We start from the raw sequence: 19,857 nt of genomic DNA, 5'->3' as shown, positions 1-19,857 counted from the left end.
TGCATGGCGCTGTTCGACTACCAGGCCGCCAACGCGCAGGGCCGCATCGAGAAGGGCCAGCTGGACGCTGACAGCCCGCGCGGTGCGCGACAGGTGCTGCGCGGTCGTGGGCTGACACCCGTGCAGGTCAGCGTGGCGCGCAGTGCCGGCAGTGGCTGGGCTGCCCGGCGGCTGTCTGCCAGCGAGCTGGCCTGGGCCACGCGCCAGCTGGCCAGCCTGCTGGCCGCCAGCCTGCCGTTGGAAGGCGCCTTGAGTGCGGTGATCGAGCAGGCCGAACGCCCGCACGTGGCCCAGGCGCTCACCGCAGTACGCGCCGACGTGCGTGCCGGCCAGCGCCTGACCGTGGCCCTGGCCGCGCGGCCGCGCGATTTCCCGCCGATCTATCGGGCGCTGGTGGGTGCAGGTGAGGATTCCGGCGATCTGGCACGGGTGATGGAGCGCCTGGCCGACTACATCGAAGAACGCAATGCGCTGCAGGCCAAGGTACTGACCGCCTTCATCTACCCGGCGGCGATCAGCCTGGTGTCGGTGGCGATCGTGATCTTCCTGCTCAGCTACGTGGTGCCGCAGGTGGTGACCGCGTTCGTTCAGGCACGGCAGACGCTGCCGATGCTGACCCAGGTGATGCTGGCCGCCAGCGCGTTCGTACGCAGCTGGGGTGCGTGGGCAGGGCTGGGCATGGCTGCGCTGGTGGTGGCCTGGCGGCTGGCATTGCGGCGGCCGGAACTGCGCCTGCGCTGGGACGCGATGCTGCTGCGGGTGCCGATGGTCGGGCGCTTCGTGCTGGGTGTGAACAGTGCGCGCTTTGCCTCGACGCTGGCGATCCTGCTGGACGCCGGTGTCCCGCTGCTGCGTGCGCTTGAAGCGGCGCGGCAGACGCTTGGCAATGCGTTGCTGGCGCGCTGTGCCGATGATGTGGCTGCTCGCGTTCGCGAAGGTGCGGCACTGGGTGCTGCGTTGAAGGTACAGAAGGTCTATCCGCCGATCCTGGTGCATCTGGTGGCCAGCGGCGAGAAGACCGGTTCGCTGGCGCCACTGCTCGAACGCGCCGCGCAGACGATCTCGCGCGAGATCGAGCGTCGCGCGATGGCGCTGACCGCACTGCTGGAACCGACCATGATCCTGGTGATGGGCGGCGTGGTGTTGACGATCGTGCTGGCGGTGCTGATGCCGATCATGGAAATGAACCAGCTGGTGCAGTGATGCGCAACGCGCATCACGGGTGGAGTCGACTGTCAGTCGACTGCTTCCCAAGCACACTTCGACAGGACCAGCGCTCCGTGCACCAGTCGACGCACAGTCGACTCTACCCGGTCGCCGTCTTCGATTCTCCACACAATCCTCCACACCTTTTTCCGATCTTCCACAGGTTTCTTAAGCGGCCTGTCATCGGCGCGGACCAGCATGGACACGTCGCCGCAGAGCGGGCTGGGAGGCCCTCGGCGGCAGCAGGCGTGTAGTGACCGTTCCTCCCTTGGTGTTTCCCTTCGCAGTAAACCATTCAGGAGAAGATCATGAACAAGTGCAAGACCCTGGCCGCGCTGGTTGCCACCGCGCTGCTCGCTACCGTGGGCGCCGCCTCGGCGCAGACCGTGACCGGCGGCGGTGCCTCGTTGCCGGCCGACCTCTACAAGGGTTCGTCCGACAGCATCCTGCCGGCGAACTTCAGCTACGCCGTGACCGGTTCGGGCACCGGCAAGAAGGCCTTCCTGGAAAACAACTCGCTGCTGTTCTCGACCACCGGCACCGTGCACTTCGCCGGCAGCGATTCGGTACTGAGCGGCACCGAGCTGAACACCTACACCACCAACTTCAACCAGCCGACCAATGCCAACCGCTACGGCGCGCTGATCCAGGTGCCGTCGGTGGCCACCTCGGTCACCATCCCGTTCAACAAGGCCGGTTCGGCGGTGAACCTGAGCGTGGCGCAGATCTGCGGCGTGTTCTCGGGCGCGATCAGCGACTGGTCGACCATCGATGCCAACCGCAGCGGCCCGATCCAGGTGGTGTATCGCGCGGAAAGCAGCGGCACCAGCGAAATGTTCAGCCGCTTCCTGACCGCGGCCTGTGCCGCTGAGAATGCTGACACCTCGAAGCTGGTGGGCGGCAAGTTCGCCATCAAGTCGACCTTCGCCGACCTGTACAAGCGCGATGCCAACGGCAACCTGCCGGCGTTCCTGGTGGCCGCCCCGGCCACCGGCGGCACCTCGCTGTACAACACTGTCTACGCGGCTGAAGGCCGCATCGGCTACGTTGGCCCGGACGTGATCCCGAACCTGACCGATGCGACCAAGGTCGCCAAGGTCAAGGGCTTCTCGCCGGACCAGGTGAGCGTGCAGGCCACCCTGGACACCGTCGCTCCGCCGACCGGCACCGATGCAGAGAACCCCGCCAACTGGGTGCCGGTGTTCGGCAACCCGTCGGCCGGCTATCCGATCGCCGGCTACACCAACCTGGTGATCGGCCAGTGCTACAAGGATTCGAGCGTCGCCACCAGCCTGCGCGGCTTCCTGGCGCGCCACTATCCGGCGACCTACACCGTCGCGTATGAGAAGTCGATCACCGACCACGGCTTCATCCCGCTGACCAAGGCCTGGCGCGATGCGATCCGCAACCGTTTCGTGCTAGCCAGCAGCACTGCCGGCCTGAACAACCCCAGCACCTGCGCCGGCATCGGCCGTCCGCTGTAATCCGCAGCACGGGTTGAATCCTGCTTGACCCGACGCCGGCCTCTGGGCCGGCGTCGCCATTTCCGCGACGGTGCCGCTGTTGCAGCGTTTGGCTGTCGGCTTCGTCTCGCGTGAACCGTCTATCAGTGGCAGGGCATGCGTTGCGTGTGCCTCCCCGATCGTCGCCGCAGCTGCGGCCCACCAGGTTGATGAGGTTCCGATGTCGCACCCGCTCCCGTCCGCTGTTCATCCGACCGCGTCGATGCGCCGCAATCATCCGATGGCGTGGGCCATCGCGGTCGCACTGGGGAGCATGGTAGCCCCGGCCAGCCAGGCGCAGCAGGCGTTCACTCCGGGCTGGTTCGCCGAACGGGGTGCGGCCCAGGGCAGCGCGGCACAGAGTGGCCGGATGCCCAACGGCGTGCCGATCCAGTTCCAGTTGCCGGCCCAGCAGCAGGATGCGGCACGGCAGAAGCTGCAGCAGTCGATCGACAATCTTGGCACTGCGGCGCAGGCGATTGCCCTGCAGCAGCGCCTGCAGGAACAGGCCCGGCAGGCGCGCCGCGAGGCTGGCTTCATCGTCGCCGATGGCCTCGGCAAGGACGGCCTGAGCGTCGACCAGAACCCGCTGACCCGTGGCTGGCTCAATGCGCGCGACGCGATCCAGTCGCAGGGCAGCGACGGGAGGGTGCAGGTCACGGTAGAGCAGACCGCGGACAAGGCGATCCTGAACTGGGAGACCTTCAACATCGGCGGCAACACCACGCTGAATTTCCTGCAGAACCCTGACTGGGCCGTACTGAACCGCGTCAACGATCCGCAGGCGCGGCCCAGCCAGATCCTGGGCCAGCTGAAGGCCAGTGGCACGGTGTTCGTGGCCAACCGCAACGGCGTGGTGTTCGGCAACAACAGCCAGGTCAATGTACGCAATCTGCTGGCGGCTGCAGCACGGATCAGCGATGCGCAGTTCCGCGACAACGGCCTGTACAGCCCCGACGCCAGCAGCAGCGCGCTCAGCGATGCATTCGGCAAGGTGATGGTGGAGCGGGGCGCGCGCATCGCGACCCATGAGCCGACCAGTGCGACGCGCGGCGGTGGCTACGCGCTGCTGGCCGGGCACAGCGTGGACAACGCTGGCCAGATCGAAGCGCGCAAGGGCCAGGTGCAGCTCGCAGCAGGTGACAGTTTCGTGATCCGGCGCGGCGTGGGTACGGCCACCAACACCAGTGCCACCACCCGCGGCAATGAAATCGCGCCGCGCTTCATCGCTGGCAGCACGGCTGGCAGCGTGCGCAATACCGGCCTGCTGCGCGCACTCGAGGGTGACGTGACCCTGGCCGGACGCAGCGTCGAGCAGGCCGGTGTGGCCGTGGCCAGCACCACGCTTGCACAGCGCGGCACCGTGCATCTTCTGGCCTCGGCCAGTGATGCAGGCAGCAGCGTCACGCTTGCTGACGGAGCCACCACGGCGGTGCTGATCGAGGACGATGGCAAGACCACGGTGCTGGATACGCAGCGCGACGCTCTAATCAAGGAATCGGCCGAGCAGGACGCGATCCGCGCTGGCGCGCGTTCGGCAACCTTCGACAATCTGTCCCAGCACAATGATCGCCGGGACCAGTCGCGGGTGGAGATCGTCTCGGGTGGCAACATCCATTTCAGCGCGGATTCGCTGACGGTTGCCACGGGCGGCCAGATCATCGCCGATGCGGCGGCCCGTAGCTACGTGGACGATGCCGCGCGCGTGGACGTGTCCGGCGCAGTGGGCGTGCAGGTGTCGATGGAGAGCAACAATGTCCAGGTCAAGGTGCAGGGCAACGAACTGCGCGATGCCCTGGACAACCGCGACAGCGGCAAGCTGACCAGCAGCGAAGTCTGGGTCGACCGCCGCAGGCTGGTCCACGTTCCGGCCGTTACCGGGGGCTACGAGGGTGAGCGCTGGTACGCCGCAGGCGGCTTGCTGGAAGTGGGGGGCTACCTCGACAACCAGGGTCACTCGATCGGCGAATGGGCTGCGCAGGGAGGCACCGTCCTGCTGGGCGGCAGGGAAGTGATCACGCAGGGTGGCTCACGCATCAACCTTGCCGGCGGCAGCCTGGATGTGCAGAGCGGCGTGGTCCGGCAGAGCTGGGTGCGCGGCGTTGATGGCCAGGTCTACCGTCTTGATGAGGCGCCAGCGGAGATGCTGTTCGATGGCCTGTACAGCGGCCATGAAGTGAAGCAGGAACGCTGGGGCATCACCGAGACCTTCCGTGATCCGATCGTATTCGCGGCGCGGCGGGTCGATAACGGGTACACGGTCGGCCGCGATGCAGGACGGCTGATCGTCTCCGCACCGACCGCGGTGTTGGATGGAAAGGTTGAGACTGCCACCTTCCAGGGCGCGCAGCAGAACCGCAGGCCGGATGCCGCGCTGGATGGCTATGCACAGGCGCAGACGGCGGTCGCGCGCAATGCACAGTTGTACCTGGGGCGCTACGACGGCCAGGGCCGCAGTGGTGTGTTCGGCTCGGATGTGCGCCTGGGTGACAAGGCTCCGACGAAGACGGCGTGGTCGCTGGCGGCTCCGGTCAACGAGGAGCGGCGTGACACGGTGTGGCTGGATATCGCAGAGCTGAGTGCCCAGCAGTGGGGGCGGATCGACCTGGCGACCGCCGATCGCATCCGTATCGACGGCAGTCTTCGGCTTCAGGCCGGCGGGCAGCTCAACCTGACCGGCAGCGAGGTGGAGCTGGCAGGCGACATCGGCATTGCCGGCGGCCAGTTGTCGGCGGGCAACCTGCTGGATGTCCAGGGCCGGCCGACGGCGCTGCTGCACGATGGTCGCGCCCGCACCGTCATTGCCGACGGCACGCGGATCGATCTCTCCGGTGAGTGGAGCAATGCGTCACTGGCGATGCCGCGCGACGCGAGCGGTGCCTGGACGGATGGCGGCCGCCTGAGCCTGGGCAACAGTCATGACGTGGCCGTGGGCGCCAAGGCAACGGTTGACGTCGAGGCCGGTGCTGCGCTGGACCTGCGCGGCAAGGCCCATATCGGCAAAGGCGGCAGCGTCAGCCTGCAGGCGAACAGCAGTACGGTGACGACCGACGGCAGTGGCCGGGTGCAACTGGGTGAGGGAAGCCGGTTCAGTGGTCGAGGACAGGGCGGTGGTTCTTTCTCGCTGGGGACCGGTGGCCAGGTGCGGGTGGGCGATGCGGACCTGGCGGGCGCGTCGCTGCGACTGGACCCCGGCCTGTTCGGCAGTGGCTTCGCGCAGTACGACATCAATGGCCACCAAGGCGTGGAGGTGGCCGATGGCGCGCGGCTGGTCGCTGTCCTGCCAGGCCTGCGCCTGACCCAGGACGCGCGGATGGCGACCGACCGGGCGTCCGCACTGGCGGCGTGGGACGCGCCGCTGTACAGCGCCGATCCGTCGAGCGGGCGCGTCAGCCAGCGCGCGGGTGCGAGCGTCAGCCTGCGTTCGGAGCGCAACAGCGTGGGCGGTGACCTGCGGGTCGGCAAGGATGCACTGGTGGCGGTCGATCCAGGGCAGACGATCTCGCTGCTTGGTGCGGGCAACATCGATGTTGAAGGCACGCTGCGCGCGAAGGGCGGACGCATCCTGATCGACGATGTGCGCCCGGAGAACGCGCTGTACGCCGGGCAGCGCACCGAACGCACCTGGCGTTTCGCCGAAGGCGCGCTGCTGGATGCCGATGCAGACGCGATTTCGCTGCCCGATTCCAGCGGCCGTCTGCGCGGGCAGGTGCGCGCGGGTGGACGCATCGAGATTGGCGGGGCGCTGGACTGGGAGACCACAGCGTTCGTCGACAACCGACCACCGGAAGCCTTCGTGGTGGTCGAACGCGGTGCGCGCCTGCAGGCGCGGGGCGCGTCGGCCGAGCTGGACGTCGACGGCCAGGGCCGCGTGCGCGTGGACAGCGATGGCGGGCAGATCGTGCTGCGCTCGGCCAATGCGCTGTACCTGGACGGCGGGATGGATGCGGCCGCCGGCGGTGCCGGCGCACGCGGCGGCACCCTGGGGCTGGCCTTTGGCGGCAGCATCCATGCACGTGGCGCCAGCGAGGAGGTACTGCGGTCACGTGCGATCACCCTCAGCCAGCACAGCGCACCGGGGCAGCCACTGCCGGCCACATTGGAGTATGGCCACGCCGCGTTGTCGGTCGAGCAGCTGCAGGCTGGCGGTTTCGACAATCTGTCCGTGTTCGGTGACATCCGCGCGGTCGGCGACGTCGACCTGCGCCTGGCCCAGAGCCTGCGCATCCACGGCCAGGGTACTTCGAGCCTGGGCATGGCCGTGGATGCCGGGCCATCGTCGGGGCTGCGACTGAGTGCGCCCTACGTTCGCCTGGCGCAGGCACGCTGGCGCCAGATGCCGGGCGAGAACCTGCAGGGCACCGCCGCGGTCGCTTCGTCCGGGCCGGAAGATCACGCGCTGGCGGTGCACGCCGGGCTGATCGACATCCGCGACGTCACCTGGCTGCCGGGTTTCAAGCATGTGGCGCTGGAAAGCCGCAGTGACGTGCGCCTGACCAACGGCATTGCCAGCAGTGGCAACACCAGCGCGTTGATGACGGCTGGTTCGATGGACGTGACCGCTGCGCGCCTGTATCCCACCACAGGCGCGGTCGGCACGCTGGTGGCCGGCGCGTCGGCGCAGACCGTGCAGACCGCTGATTACTGGTCCGATCCGGATGCCGTGCTGCGCATCCACGGCACCGGTGCGGCCACGAAGCCGGCGCCGGAATCGGCGCTGGGTACGCTTCGCCTGGTGGCCGCCACGGTGCAGCAGGGCGGCAACGTACAGGCGCCGATGGGCACGCTGCAGCTGGGTGGCCTGATACAGAACGGAACCGTCGGCAGCCGGGTGGAACTGCTGCCAGGCAGCGTAACTTCGACCAGCGGCGCCGGCTTGTCGCTGCCCTATGGTGGCACCGTCGATGGTGTTGACTGGCGGGTCGGTACGCGCAGCCTGGGTTCGCTGACGCCGGCCGGCATCTCCTCGATGGGGGTGACACTGAAGGCCAACGAGATCGAGGTGGCGCCGGGGGCCCTGCTGGACATGTCCGGCGGTGGTGAGTTGACCGGCGCCGCCTTCGTGTCAGGACGCGGTGGCTCTGTCGACGTCCTGCGTACGGCGTTGGCCGACGCCAACCCGCGCTACGGGTTCAGTGCGTCGGGCAACCCGGTGTACGCGATCGTACCGGGACGCGCCGGGGCGTTCGCCCCCAGTGGCGAAGAAGGGTTCGCAGCTCCGGCGGTGGGCCAGCAGATCACCGTGCCGGCTGGCGTGCCCGGCCTGGCGGCCGGCACCTACACGCTGATGCCGGCAAGCTATGCGCTGCAGCCCGGCGCATTCCGGGTGGAGCTGGGCGCCACCGGCACCTCCGGCATCGTGCAACCGATTGCGACCGGCACCGGCACCTGGCGTGTGTCCGGGCAGCAGCGCACGGCGCTGGGCGCGGCAATCTCACCGTTGCTCACCGACATCCTGCTGACTCCCGCGGCCGTGGTACGCCGGCACTCGGGCTACAACGAAACCTCCTACAACAGCTTCGCGCAATCGGTAGCTGACCGCCGCGGCGAGTCGCGTGGCTGGCAGACCATCGATGCGCTCGGGTTGACCCTTGCGCTGGGCGAAGGTGCAGGTCGTGCAGACACGCCTGCCATCCACTTCGCCGGCACCGCGCGGTTCGCGGCTGCCACCGACAAGGGGCGTGGTGGCACGCTGGCAGCCACGTTGGCGAGCCCGGCGGTCGGTTCGCTGGAGATCGTCGATGGCAGCGCGCCATCGCAGGCGCGTGATCGCGGCGCCACCTTCAGCGACGACGCGCTCAATGCCTTCCTGCCGGCGCGGATGATGATCGGCGGGCAGTTCAACCAGGAGGCCTCGCAGGTTGCGGTGACCGGCCAGGCGCGCAGCGTGGCGATCCGTTCCGGCGTCACCTTGAACGCACCGGAAGTGCTGGTGGCAGCGGCCTCCGGTGGCAGCGGCGTGCTGGTCGAGGCCGGTGCGACCCTCGATACACTGCCGTTCGCATCCGCCAACGCGAATGCCAGCGCGACCCTGCCTTACCAGGTCTCCGGCGGCCTGCTGGCGGTGTCCAACCAGCGCCTGAACCTGATCACCGGCACCACCGGGGTGGAGGCCGGTCCGGTGGCGATCGACATCGGCGGATGCCAGGCGGCGTGCGACGGCCAGACGCGGCTGGTTTCCGATGGCAGCATCGCGGTAGCGACCGATGGCGCGCTGCAGATGCGCGACTCGGCCAGCTATGGCACCCGCCAGCTCGGCCTGAGCATGGCGGCGCTGAACCTCGGCAGTGCCGAAGCGATCGCCCAGGCCGCTGCGGCCGGGGCGCTGCCCAGTGGCATGACCATGAACCAGTCCGTGCTGCAACAACTGCTGCGCGGCAATGATGCGACCGGCGCGCCGGCGCTGGACACGCTGAGCCTGGTCGCGCGGGAGTCTGTCAACGTGTTCGGCAGCGTCGACCTGGATGCGCGCGACAGTGCCACCGGCCGCAGTGGCCTGCAGACGCTTGTGCTCGGTGCGCAGGCCATCCGCGGCTACGGTGCGGCGACCGACCGCGCGCGCATCCTGGTGGACACGCTGGTCTGGGACGGCTCATTGGCGGCGGGCCAGGTGCCGGGCAGCGACGCGACGGTGCCGCCGGCCGATCCGATGGTGGACCGGCTCGGGGCCGGGCAACTGGACATCGTCACCCGGCAGCTGCAGCTGGGGCGGGCGCCATTCAGCCGTCCCAGCTCTGAAGTACCTGCGAACCGGCAGGTGCTCGGCTTCAATGCGCTGAACCGGAGTGCTTCGGAGCAGCTGTCGTTCTCCGCGCAGGGCACGCTGGACGTATTCCAGCAGCGTGGCGACTATCTGGCCGACAAGGGGTGGCAGTACAGCGGAGGCAACCTCGGTATCGATACACCGCTATTGGCTGCCGATCCCGCCGCGCAGCTGCGCGTGCGCACCGGCGGCGACTTCCGCCTGCAGGGTGGCGCCGGCAAGACGGGTGGCGATGCACTGGGCAGTGAGTTGAGCATCGACGCCAACCGGATCGCGCTGGACAGCACGATCGCGCTGGCGTCCGGACGGCTGTTGGCGAACGCGCGCGAGGGCATCACGCTTGGCAGCCGGGCCGCGCTGGACCTGGCCGGGCGCAAGGTCTCGCTGTACGACGTGGACAAGTTCAGCTGGGGCGGCGATGTCCTGCTGTCCAGCGACACGGGTGACATCCGCGCCGATGCGGCCTCCCGCATCGATGTTTCCGCACGCAACAACCGCGGCGGACGCCTGACGGTCACCGCAATGGCCGGCCGAGCCGATCTGGCCGGTGTTCTGCAGGGTGCCGCCACTGGTCGTTACGATGCCGGTGGCACGCTGGTGCCCTATGACGGTGGCGAACTGGTGGTGCGGGCACGCCAGCTGCAGGACTTCGCCGGCCTCAACCAGCGATTGACTGCCGGCGGCGTCGTCGGCGGTCGCAGCTTCCAGATCGGTGAGGGCGATCTGCGGATCGGCGACGAAGTGAAGGCGCGCCGGGTCGATATCAGCGTCGATGCGGGCAGCCTGACCGTGGCCGGCCGCATCGATGCCAGCGGCGAGCAGGTCGGCAGCATCCGCCTGTACGCCCGCGATCAGTTGCAGGTGGACGGCACGCTGGACGCGCACGGTACCGGCCTGCGCGTGGACAGCCATGGCAAGATCATCGACAGTCCCAACCGGGCCACCATCACGCTGGGCAGCGCCGAGGGTGCCGTCGGCCTGGGCAGCGCGGCGCAGCTGGACCTGCGTGCGGGCAGCGACGTTGCCGTTGGTGGACGTCCTGGCCAGAACGATGGCACCCCGCGCGGCACGCTGAAGATCGATGTGCCGCGGCTGGGCAGCAACGACGCGGCGATTGCCGCGGCCACCGGCCTGCGCATCGATGGCGCGGCCGACATCCAGCTCAATGGTGTTCGCCGCTACGACGATGCGCCCCTGGCAACCACCGCTGACGTGCGCGGCAACCGCGCGCAGCTGGTCACCCAGCAGTGGCTGGACCAGGTAGTCGATCCGCACAGCGTGGCCTGGATCGATGGTGCGCTGGGCAACGCCGATCTGCAGCAGCGCACGCGGGCGCTGGGCGATGTCCGCCTTCGTCCCGGCGTGCAGGTGCTGGCGCGGCGCAGCGACGCCAACCCGGACGGCGACCTGACCATCGCCGGCGACATCGATCTGTCCGGCTACCGTTACGGCCCCGATGCCAACCGCGCCGATCCATCGCGGCGTGGCTTCGGCGAATCGGCCTCGCTGGTGCTGCGCGCCGAAGGCAACATCAAAGTCTACGGCAGCATCAACGATGGGTTCGCAGCGCCGCCGTCCACGCCGGATGAGGGCGGCTGGCAGCTGTACGAGGGCCGCAATGGCAGCGCGGGGCACACCCCCTTTGGCGGTGGGCTGGTGGTGCCGGTGGACGGAGTGAAGCTGCAGCCCGGCACCGAGTTCCAGGCCGGCACCCGCCTGAACTATGACGTGCCGGTCGAATCGGTAACGCTTCCGGTCGGTACCGTGCTGCCCGCGCCGATGGTGATCTCGCAGAACCTGCGGCTGCCTGCAGGCACGGTGCTGGGTGCGGCGGTGACCACCGACTCCGGGCAGACGCTGGCCGCGGGCACCGTGCTGCAGGAGCCGCTGATGCTGGCGGCCGGTGCGCGGCTGGGAGCCGGCTTCCGCCTGCGCAGTGCGGTACAGATGGCGGCACAGGAGTGGCCCGCCGGCGCGGTGCTGCCGGTTGCGCTGCGCCTGGCACGCGAAGTCGCGCTCAAGGTGGGCGCGTACATCCCGTCGTTGACCAAGGTGGAGCTGCCCGGCGACGCGTCGGTGAATCTGAGGCCGGCCGATGCCGGCGGCAACCAGGGGCGCAACTGGGCGCTGGCGCCGATGCTGGCCGAGGGCACCACCTCCTGGGACCTGACCGTTGTTGCCGGCGCCGATGCCGGGGCAGCCGACCCACGCAGCCGGCGCTGGGGCAGCGATGGCAGCGTGGTGCTGGCCGATACCCACCAGGGCTCGATCGGCACGGTCAAGACGGAAATCATCTGGGTGGGGGATCGCGCGTTGACCGAGCAGGCATCGTTGGACTGGATCGGCGACACCTCCTATGCAGGCCGTCCGATCGCGGAGCTGGCCGACATGTTCGGCTTCACCGAAGACGAGTTCTGCGCGATGTCGGCCGACTACTGCGGCCCGGCACCCCGCCAGGTGGCCGCGCAGGGCTCGCTGGATTACTGGGGCGACGAGTCCTACGCAGGCACTCCTGCGAAGGACTTCGCCGCGATGTTTGGCATGACCGAAGACGAGTTCTGCAGCACCGCGCCCACCTACTGCGCCGGCGGCGGCACGCAGACCGAAGTGACCACTTACGGCAAGCGCGCAGGCACGCCGGCGTGGAGCGTACTGCGCACCGGCAAGGGTGACATGGAACTGCTCGCGGCCGGTGACGTCGTGATGAAGTCAGGCTTTGGCGTCTACACCGCCGGCACTCCCGCCGCGCTGGGTGGGGGCCGCGACGCTGCCTTCAATTCGCCCCGTGCAGCGGCCCCTTGGAACACCGCAGTGCTGGGACCGAACCTGGTGCCGGGCAGCTATGACGCCGCGATGGCAGGCTACCAGGCCTGGTATCCGGATCATGGTGGCAACCTGCGCGTCGAAGCCGGGCGCGATATCGTCGGCGACGCCTGGACCGCGCGCGCAGAGTCGGGCAGCAGCGATCGCGACTGGGCGCTGTACTCCAGTGCCGCGGTCGGCAACTGGCTGTGGCGGCAGGGTACCGGCGGCACCACTGGGGTGGAGCCGGTGCCGACCAGCTGGTGGGTGAACTTTGGCGCCTACACCAACGTGTCCGCTGCCGCTGGCGCCTCTCCACGGATGGTTGGTTTCACCGGCTTCGGCACATTGGGCGGGGGCAACCTGACGCTGGAGGCCGGGCGTGACGCCGGCGTGCGCGATGCGATAGGTGACGCGTTGGTCTCGACGATCGCACCGCGCTCGGGTGCGATCATTGCTGCGGTGGGATCGACCGGCCGGGTCAGCGATGGCCAGCTGCACCTGACCGGCGGCGGCGACCTGCAGCTGCGTATCGGTGGCGCGCTGAATCCGAACCTGCAGGCGACGATCTCCAGCCTCAACCCCTCCAGGGCGGGACAGAATCTCGACCTCAACGGTACCTTCAGCAACCTGCGTGGGAGCCTGCAGCTCGATGCGGGGCGCATCGGTGCAATGGGCGTCACCCTGGAAAGCTACGCGACGCTGGGTAAGCAGCGGGCGGCAGACCTGTTTGCGCCTGACGCCGCCCGCGCGATGGGCGGGCCGGTGCTGGTGCTGGGCGACGCCGCCGCGCAGCTGCAGGCGCGGGGCGATGTGGTGCTCGGCGGCGTCGCCGATGCCGGCCGGGTTCCGCTGGCCAACTACAGCGCGGTGCTGCAGGATGACGGCGCGCGCGCTGCAGGCAGTACGTGGTTTTCCCTGTGGACCGCCAACACGGCCGTGGATCTGTTCAGTGCCGGTGGTGACCTCGCGCCAGGCCTCGCCGGGCCGGAAAACGTGACGGGCAGCAATCTGTGGCGGGAGCAGGTCCAGCTTGTTGTGCGTGGCGGCGATGATCTGCTGAATTACTGGCTCTATCCTTCGCGCTTCAGCGCCATTGCTGCGCAGGGTGACATCAAGCTGGACCGGATCAGCACCACGCCGGGGACGCAGGATGTGATTCTGCTGGCACCCTCGGCGACAGGACGGCTGGACGTCCTGGCCGGCGGAGGCATCTTCGCCCAGCCTGGCGCGACCCAGATCGCGCGCTCGGCCAGTGACGCGCGCCTGCCGGGACCCTTCGACCCGGCATTCATGGCCGAGCAGGGGGATTCCGCAGGCAATGTGACCCGCTCGCGGCACAACCTGTCCGTCGACGGCAACACGGCATCGCCGGCGGGGTCGCTTCCACTGTTCGCATTCGGTCCGAATACGCCGCTGTCCACTGTGTCTGCGGCACTGGCGCCGAGCCGCTTCTACGCGGTGCAGGGCGACATCATGGGTCTGGCCACCGGCGCCCAGCGCACGCTGAATGTCAACGCGGGGCAGCGCACGCAGCTGAACTGGTTCGAGGCCGCCGGCGCCGTGCAACTGCGGGCAGGCCGGGACATCCTCGGGGTGTCGATGACCGCGTTGAACACCGCACCCAGCGACATCACGGTGGCGACGGCGGGCCGCGACATCGTGCATCTGAATGCGACCATTGCCGGCCCTGGCAACGTCGAGATCAGTGCCGGCCGCCAGCTGCGCCAGGAGGATGCGGGCAGCATCGCCAGCCTCGGTGGCATCGTGCAGGGCGACACCCGTCCCGGCGCCAGCATCGCGCTGACGGCCGGCAACCAGCAGATCGACTTCGCGGCCCTGCGTGCCCGTTATCTGCACCCTGCCAACCTTGCCGATCCCGCGCAATCGCTTGCATCGCAGCCGGGCAAGGCAGTCAAGGTCTACAACCAGGAGCTGAAGCAGTGGCTGCAGCAGCGCTTCGGCGTGGCGGCCGACGGCGACGGGGCGCTGGCGGCGTTCGATGCGCTGCCGCAGGAACAGCAGCGCATCTTCCTGCGCCAGGTCTATTACGCCGAGTTGCGCGAAGGTGGACGGGAATATACCGATGCAGAAGGGCCCCGCTTCGGCTCCTACCTGCGTGGGCGCGAAGCCATCGCCACGCTGATGCCGGACAGGAATGCGGCCGGTGCGACGATCGGCCGTACCGGCGATATCGTGATGTACGGTGGTTCCGGCGTGCGTACCGAGGCGGGCGGCAACATCGAGCTGATGGCACCGGGTGGGCAGATCGTGATCGGTGTGCAGGGCGTGGTGCCACCTGCCAGCGCCGGCCTTGTCACCCAGGGGCAAGGCGATATCCGGCTGTTCAGCCAGGACAGCGTGCTGCTGGGCCTGTCGCGGGTGATGACCACCTTCGGCGGCGACATCCTGGCCTGGTCGGAGCAGGGTGACATCAATGCCGGTCGTGGTTCGCAGACGACGCTGCTGTACACGCCACCGCGTCGCGTCTATGACGGCTGGGGCAATGTGATCCTGTCGCCGCAGGCCCCGGCCAGCGGTGCCGGCATCGCGACGTTGAACCCCATTGCCGAAGTACCGCCGGGCGACGTCGACCTGATCGCACCGCTTGGCACCATCGATGCGGGCGAGGCCGGTATCCGCGTCTCGGGCAGCATCAACCTGGCCGCACTGCAGGTGCTCAACGCGGCCAACATCCAGGTGCAGGGCGAGAGCAAGGGCCTGCCGGTGCTGGCATCGGTGAACGTCAATGCGCTGGCCTCGGCCAGTGCGGCAGCCAACAGCGCCAGCCAGGCGGCACAGGATGTGATGCGCAAGAGCCAGGACGAGGCACGGCGCAACCAGCCGTCGGTGATCAGCGTGCAGATTCTGGGCTTCGGCAGTGGTACCAGCGCCATCAATCCGCCGGCGCGTGGCAACACTGCCAACAGCGGTTATGACGCCAACAGTGCCTTCCAGTTCCCGCAGGCAAGTCGCGACGAGGGCACGCAGCGCCGATAGGTGCCGTCCTTGGTCGGCACACGTTGCTGCCCACCAAGGTCGGCAGTAGATCCACGCCATGCGTGGATGCGACCGGGCCGAAAGAACGAACAGCATCGGGCCAGCCGCCACGGAACGGAAGCGGCCATCAGCGGTGAGGACCACCGACACGGCGCCGCCGGGTGCAGGAGAGCACCCGGCGGCGGGCTCGGCAGTAGGTCCACGGCATGCGTGGATGGCTGGGCCAGCCTCAGTGCCGACCAACGGTCGGCACCCACCAGGGCAGGCCGGGCAGTAGAAGCCGCTCGGCAGTAGATCCACGCCATGCGTGGGTGCTTTGCCTGGGAGGAATCCTAAAGCTCCAGCACGCGCCGGTAGCCCAGCGGTCCACGCCCGTCACGAAGGCCCAGCCGCAGTTCCAGCCCGGTGGCCGGCAGCACCTCGCCCTCGCTCGGCAGCATCGCCCAGCCGGCCCCGGGCTGCCAGGCGCGCACCTCGAACCGCTGCACATCCTTTGCCACTGCAATGCCTTCCGAAGGAACCGGCGCGGGCAGGGGATAGCGGTCCGTCGCCGTACCGCTGGCGCGCCACAGCGTGTTGCCTTGCCGCCACCAGCGCACCCGCTGCCAGCGCAGCCCATCACTGTCGACGCTGCGGGTGATTTCCAGCGCAAAGCTGCCATCCGGGTGCCGTTCGCTCACCAGCGAAGGCGGCAACAGTCGCTGCGGACGATCCGCCGGGCGCACCGCGCCGTTCATCAGCGCATCGTCGGCACGCATCTCGATATCGCGCTGGAACTGCTGCAGCACGCGCAGTGCCGTCGTGGTCTCGGCATCGGCCCGGCGCAGGCGCTGGTCGCTGCTGGCCACGCTGTCGAGCGCTCGCCAGCAGATCAGCGCCAGCACGCCCATGATGGTGATCGCGATCATCACCTCGATAAGGGTGAAGCCTGCTGCGGTACGCTTCATTGCGCCGCGGTCCACGGCAGCTGCATCCGCGCCAGCGACTGCCGCGGTGCATCTTCGGCAGCCACGCTGAGTTCCAGTTGCGGCTGTCCGTCACTCCCCGTGCCGATATGCTGCAGCACCAGGAAACTGCTTCGCCCCTGCACGCAGCGCAGTCGTGCATCCTGCGGCGGCTGCCCGGCCAGGCGCAGCTCCTGCCAGCGGTCCTGCGCGCACAGCAGCGCCAGGCGACGGTCGCGCAGGCGTGACTGATCGTCGGTGGCCACCGCGACCGAGCGCATGACCGCAGCCAGCGCAATCGAAACGATCGCCAGTGCGATCAGCACTTCGATCAAGGTGAATCCGCGCATGTTCCGCTTCACTGCACGACCTGCAACTGTCCGCTGCCATCGTCACGAAGACGCAGCTGGCGGCCCTGCAACGACAACGTCAGTTCCCATGCCACGCCGATCCACTCCGGGCTCAGTTCAACCGGGGTGGCCGGCTGCACCACGATGCCGGCCGGTTGCCATGACTGTGGGCGCAGCAGGTCGTCGCGTTGCACGTCCACCCAGCGGGTGCCTTCGCGCCTGCTGAACCGGTAGCCGGCGGCGTCGGCCTGCCAGCGCAGGGGGCGGCCATCGATGCGGGCCTCGTCGCGCGCCACCTGCAGGCGCTGCGCCAGTCGTTCGGCCTCCTGCCGCAGCTGGCGCGCGGGGTCGAGCAGGCCGCCCAGGCCCAGGCCGATGCCCGCCGTGCAGATGCCGATGATCACCAGCACCACCATCAGTTCCAGCAGGGTGAAACCACGCGGCACGTGCTGCATCGACGTTGCCTCCTGTCCAGGTCGATGCCTGCCAGCGTAGGCCCGTATGATGAAACAAAAGCGTCAGCGGCGGCTGCTAGCGTGGGCGGACACGAACGTGGCGATGGTGCGGAACATGGATGGCAGGCGCTGGGATCGCAATCGGATGTTGACCCTGCTGGCGGCCACCCTGCTGCTGGCGGTGGTGGCCTATTGGAGCGTCACCCTGTCTGCGGTGGCGCCTGCGGCGGCGGCCAGCGAAGCGCATGCCGATGCGCCGGCCCGGCCGCTGTTCGATGCGGTGGCCAGTCTGCCGCTGGTGCGGCTGCTCTCGCCCGGTGCGGTGCAGACCGAGGTGGTCGTGCTGGGTGTGATGGCGGGTGACCACGCGCCCCTGGCCCTGTTGTCGGTGGATGGACGCCCGCCGGAGGCTTACGCGCCCGGCCAGCGGCTGGGGCCCTGTACGGTGCTGGCCAGCATCAGCGCCAACGCGGTGGAACTGAACCAGGCTGGGCAATCGCGCAGCCTGCCGGTGCCCGCGCTGCCACCGGTGCCGAACGATGGCATCGTGCCGGCCGCTCCGCAGGGCGGCGCTCGGTAGAGCCGAGCCCGCGCTCGGCTGCCTCTGCATGGCTGTTGAACGGTGTGCAGGCGCAGCCGGGCGTGGGCTCGGCTCTGCAGTTGCATGGGTTCATCGCGCCGGACGCTGCGGTACCACGGACCGCCCGAAGGCATCGCCCATGCGTTGCCGCGTGCCTTCCAGGTTGTACTGCATCAGCTGGTTGCCGGGCTGCCGCATCAGGCGTTCGGCATCCGGCAGCGCCGCTGACTTCGCCGATTTCGGCGCCGGCGCCAGCCTGCGTTGCAGGCATTCCCACGCGGGGATGCGCTCGCCGTTGACCTGTACTTCGATGCACGGCGCAGCACCGTCCTGCTTCTTCGCCTCTCCGGCCCAGGCCGATGGCAACGCCAGCAACAAGGCAAGGGCGAGGGCAGGGCGAAGGCCCGCCTTCAATGGCTCACTCATCTCGAATCTCCTGCAACAACCGACGCTCTGCAATGAAGACGTGTGGCGAGGGCAGTCTACGCCGGCGAGTGCTCTGGCGCTGTCACAAGATGACAGTGCTGTCACAAAACTGGTGGCGGTTTTGACGCGACGTGCACGTCCTGTTGGTAGACCCACGCGCCGCTCCCTGGCCACTCCCTCCGATACGACGCGATGCCTTCGATGACTCCTGTTCCGTGCCGAGCCGTCCGCTTTCCGTTGCGCCTGCATCCGCTGGTGCTGGCGCTGGCCGCGATGCCGCTGCCATTGTTCGCGCAGGAGGCAGCGCCTGCGCCCAGCGTGAACATCAATGAATACATCGTGCGCGGCAACACCGTGCTCGATCCGCGTCAGATCGAACGGGCGGTAGAGCCGTTCCTCGGCCCGGGCAGGACCCTGGCCGATGTCGAGAAGGCGCGCGATGCGGTCCACGCGCTGTACCAGCAGGCGGGCTACCAGTCGGTCTACGTCGAACTCCCCGAGCAGCAGGTCAGTGGCGGCGTGGTGCTGCTGAAGGTGCAGCAGACGCCGATCGGCCAGCTGCGCGTGGTCGGCACCCGCCACGAATCGCCTGACCGCATACGCGATCGCGTACCGGCACTGGCCGAGGGCAAGGTGCCGGACTTCGACCAGGCGCAGAAGGAACTGACTGCACTGAACGAAGGCGGGCGTCGCCAGGTGATGCCGCTGGTGCGCGAAGGCCAGGTACCGGGCACGATGGATGTGGACCTGCAGGTCGGGGAGAAGTCGCCGTGGCGTGCCAGCGCGTCACTCAACAACGACCACAGTGCCGACACCGAGAAACTGCGCCTGAGTGCGTCGCTGGCCTACGACAACCTGTGGAAGCGCGGGCACAGCGCCAACATCGGCGTGTACTTGGCGCCGGAAGATACAAAGCAGGCCAAGGTGTTCTCGGCCTCGTACACGATGCCGTTCGAAGGCACGCCGTGGAGCCTGGAAGCCTCCGGCTACAAATCCGACAGCCGCGTGTTGAATGCAGGCGGGCAGGTCGGTACCGGCACCGGCACCAACGTGATCGGCAACGGCCATTCGATCGGCCTCAAGCTTAACTACCGCCTTGCCGGCAGCAGCCAGTGGTGGCGCCAGCTCATCCTCGGTGTGGATTTCAAGGACACCGAGGAAGACACGCAGATGGGCAAGGACAGCCTGAAGACACCGTTGAAGTATGCGCCGATCACCCTGGCCTTCGTCGGCGTGCGCCAGGGCGAGCAGGATCAGCTGAGCATCAACACCCAGCTGGTGGCCGGTACCCGCCGCCTGTTCGGTTACGGCAGCGACGCCACCGCGTTCGGGCAGAAGCGCTACTGGGCTGACCCGAGCTTCGTGGCCTTCAAGGCCGACGTGGCCAACACCCACACCTTCAGCAGCGACTGGCAGTGGTATGCGCGTGGCTCGCTGCAGGTAACCGATGCGCCATTGGTGTCGGCCGAGCAGTTCGCTGCTGGCGGCATGTACACCGTGCGTGGCTACCTGTCGGCCGAGGCGATCGGAGACTACGGCGGCCTGGCCAGCCTGGAATGGCGCACCCCGGCGTGGTCGCTGTGGAGCGGCACCGATCTGCGTGTCTACAGCTTTGCCGACGCGGCCTACCTGCGCCTGCGCCAGCCGCTGCCCGAGCAGCGTGACAAGTACAACCTGGCCTCGGTCGGCCTGGGCGCGCAGCTGCGCCTGGGTGAACACCTGCAACTGCGCCTGGACTACGCCTGGCCTTATGCCGATGGCCCGGTCACGCGCAAGGACGACCCGCGCCTGCATTTCAACATCAGCACCAGCTACTGACCCTTCCCTTG

The 19,857-nt window shown here is 68.5% G+C and carries 9 protein-coding genes; 5 read left to right on the top strand and 4 right to left on the bottom strand.

The annotated features are described in order from the left end of the window. The first annotated feature begins 3 nt into the window (after nt 1-3). The 3 genes from gspF to ACT6SE_RS11415 all read left to right on the top strand — a co-directional run bounded on the left by gspF (nt 4) and on the right by ACT6SE_RS11415 (nt 15,273). Nucleotides 4-1,203: a type II secretion system inner membrane protein GspF gene (gene gspF, locus ACT6SE_RS11425; RefSeq protein ID WP_046430964.1), complete on the top strand. Its 1,200-nt coding sequence runs from the start codon at nt 4-6 to the stop codon at nt 1,201-1,203. A gap of 311 nt (nt 1,204-1,514) precedes the next feature. After that, entirely contained in the window at nt 1,515-2,690 is a 1,176-nt protein-coding gene (locus ACT6SE_RS11420) for a substrate-binding domain-containing protein (RefSeq protein ID WP_014647364.1), read from the top strand. A gap of 199 nt (nt 2,691-2,889) precedes the next feature. Continuing rightward, entirely contained in the window at nt 2,890-15,273 is a 12,384-nt protein-coding gene (locus tag ACT6SE_RS11415; RefSeq protein WP_444811159.1) for a filamentous haemagglutinin family protein, read from the top strand. Nucleotides 15,274-15,605: 332 nt separating this feature from the next. On the opposite strand, the gene ACT6SE_RS11410 is transcribed toward ACT6SE_RS11415, so the two are convergent. Genes ACT6SE_RS11410 through gspH form a run of 3 tightly spaced genes read right to left on the bottom strand, consistent with a single transcriptional unit; the run spans nt 15,606 to nt 17,022 of the window. Further along, the gene (locus ACT6SE_RS11410; RefSeq protein ID WP_046430961.1) at nt 15,606-16,220 is read right to left on the bottom strand and encodes a prepilin-type N-terminal cleavage/methylation domain-containing protein; all 615 of its coding nucleotides are present in this window, start codon (nt 16,218-16,220) and stop codon (nt 15,606-15,608) included. Continuing rightward, nucleotides 16,217-16,567 carry a type II secretion system minor pseudopilin GspI gene (gene gspI, locus ACT6SE_RS11405; protein WP_153643303.1) on the bottom strand — a complete coding sequence of 117 codons (351 nt, stop codon included), beginning with the start codon at nt 16,565-16,567 and terminating at the stop codon, nt 16,217-16,219. Before gspI ends, ACT6SE_RS11410 begins: the two co-directional genes overlap by 4 nt. Nucleotides 16,568-16,575: 8 nt before the next feature. After that, nucleotides 16,576-17,022: a type II secretion system minor pseudopilin GspH gene (gene gspH / locus ACT6SE_RS11400; RefSeq protein WP_046430958.1), complete on the bottom strand. Its 447-nt coding sequence runs from the start codon at nt 17,020-17,022 to the stop codon at nt 16,576-16,578. 103 nt (nt 17,023-17,125) lie between these two features. On the opposite strand from gspH, the gene ACT6SE_RS11395 reads away from it, so the two are divergent. Further along, complete coding sequence (locus tag ACT6SE_RS11395) at nt 17,126-17,602, top strand: general secretion pathway protein (protein WP_014647359.1); 477 nt, start codon at nt 17,126-17,128, stop codon at nt 17,600-17,602. 90 nt (nt 17,603-17,692) lie between these two features. Here the strand turns inward: ACT6SE_RS11395 and ACT6SE_RS11390 are convergent, their stop codons facing one another. After that, entirely contained in the window at nt 17,693-18,028 is a 336-nt protein-coding gene (locus ACT6SE_RS11390) for a hypothetical protein (RefSeq protein ID WP_014647358.1), read from the bottom strand. Between the two features lie 201 nt (nt 18,029-18,229). Here ACT6SE_RS11390 and ACT6SE_RS11385 point away from each other — a divergent pair, with 201 nt between their 5' ends. Then, nucleotides 18,230-19,846, top strand: coding sequence for a ShlB/FhaC/HecB family hemolysin secretion/activation protein (locus ACT6SE_RS11385; RefSeq protein WP_046430957.1), 1,617 nt, complete (start codon nt 18,230-18,232; stop codon nt 19,844-19,846). Nucleotides 19,847-19,857: the final 11 nt, after the last annotated feature.

It is taken from the genome of Stenotrophomonas sp. LC732 (assembly GCF_052446685.1).
Classification (GTDB): domain Bacteria; phylum Pseudomonadota; class Gammaproteobacteria; order Xanthomonadales; family Xanthomonadaceae; genus Stenotrophomonas; species Stenotrophomonas muris.
This window is presented reverse-complemented; position numbering and strand designations above follow the sequence as displayed.

Excerpts from the sequence above, each read along its gene's own strand:
- gspF (WP_046430964.1), top strand. The coding sequence starts at position 4 with ATGGCGCTGTTCGACTACCAGGCCGCCAACGCGCAGGGCCGCATCGAG.
- ACT6SE_RS11420 (WP_014647364.1), top strand. The coding sequence starts at position 1,515 with ATGAACAAGTGCAAGACCCTGGCCGCGCTGGTTGCCACCGCGCTGCTC.
- ACT6SE_RS11415 (WP_444811159.1), top strand. The coding sequence starts at position 2,890 with ATGTCGCACCCGCTCCCGTCCGCTGTTCATCCGACCGCGTCGATGCGC.
- ACT6SE_RS11410 (WP_046430961.1), bottom strand. The coding sequence starts at position 16,220 with ATGAAGCGTACCGCAGCAGGCTTCACCCTTATCGAGGTGATGATCGCG.
- gspI (WP_153643303.1), bottom strand. The coding sequence starts at position 16,567 with ATGCGCGGATTCACCTTGATCGAAGTGCTGATCGCACTGGCGATCGTT.
- gspH (WP_046430958.1), bottom strand. The coding sequence starts at position 17,022 with ATGCAGCACGTGCCGCGTGGTTTCACCCTGCTGGAACTGATGGTGGTG.
- ACT6SE_RS11395 (WP_014647359.1), top strand. The coding sequence starts at position 17,126 with ATGGTGCGGAACATGGATGGCAGGCGCTGGGATCGCAATCGGATGTTG.
- ACT6SE_RS11390 (WP_014647358.1), bottom strand. The coding sequence starts at position 18,028 with ATGAGTGAGCCATTGAAGGCGGGCCTTCGCCCTGCCCTCGCCCTTGCC.
- ACT6SE_RS11385 (WP_046430957.1), top strand. The coding sequence starts at position 18,230 with ATGACTCCTGTTCCGTGCCGAGCCGTCCGCTTTCCGTTGCGCCTGCAT.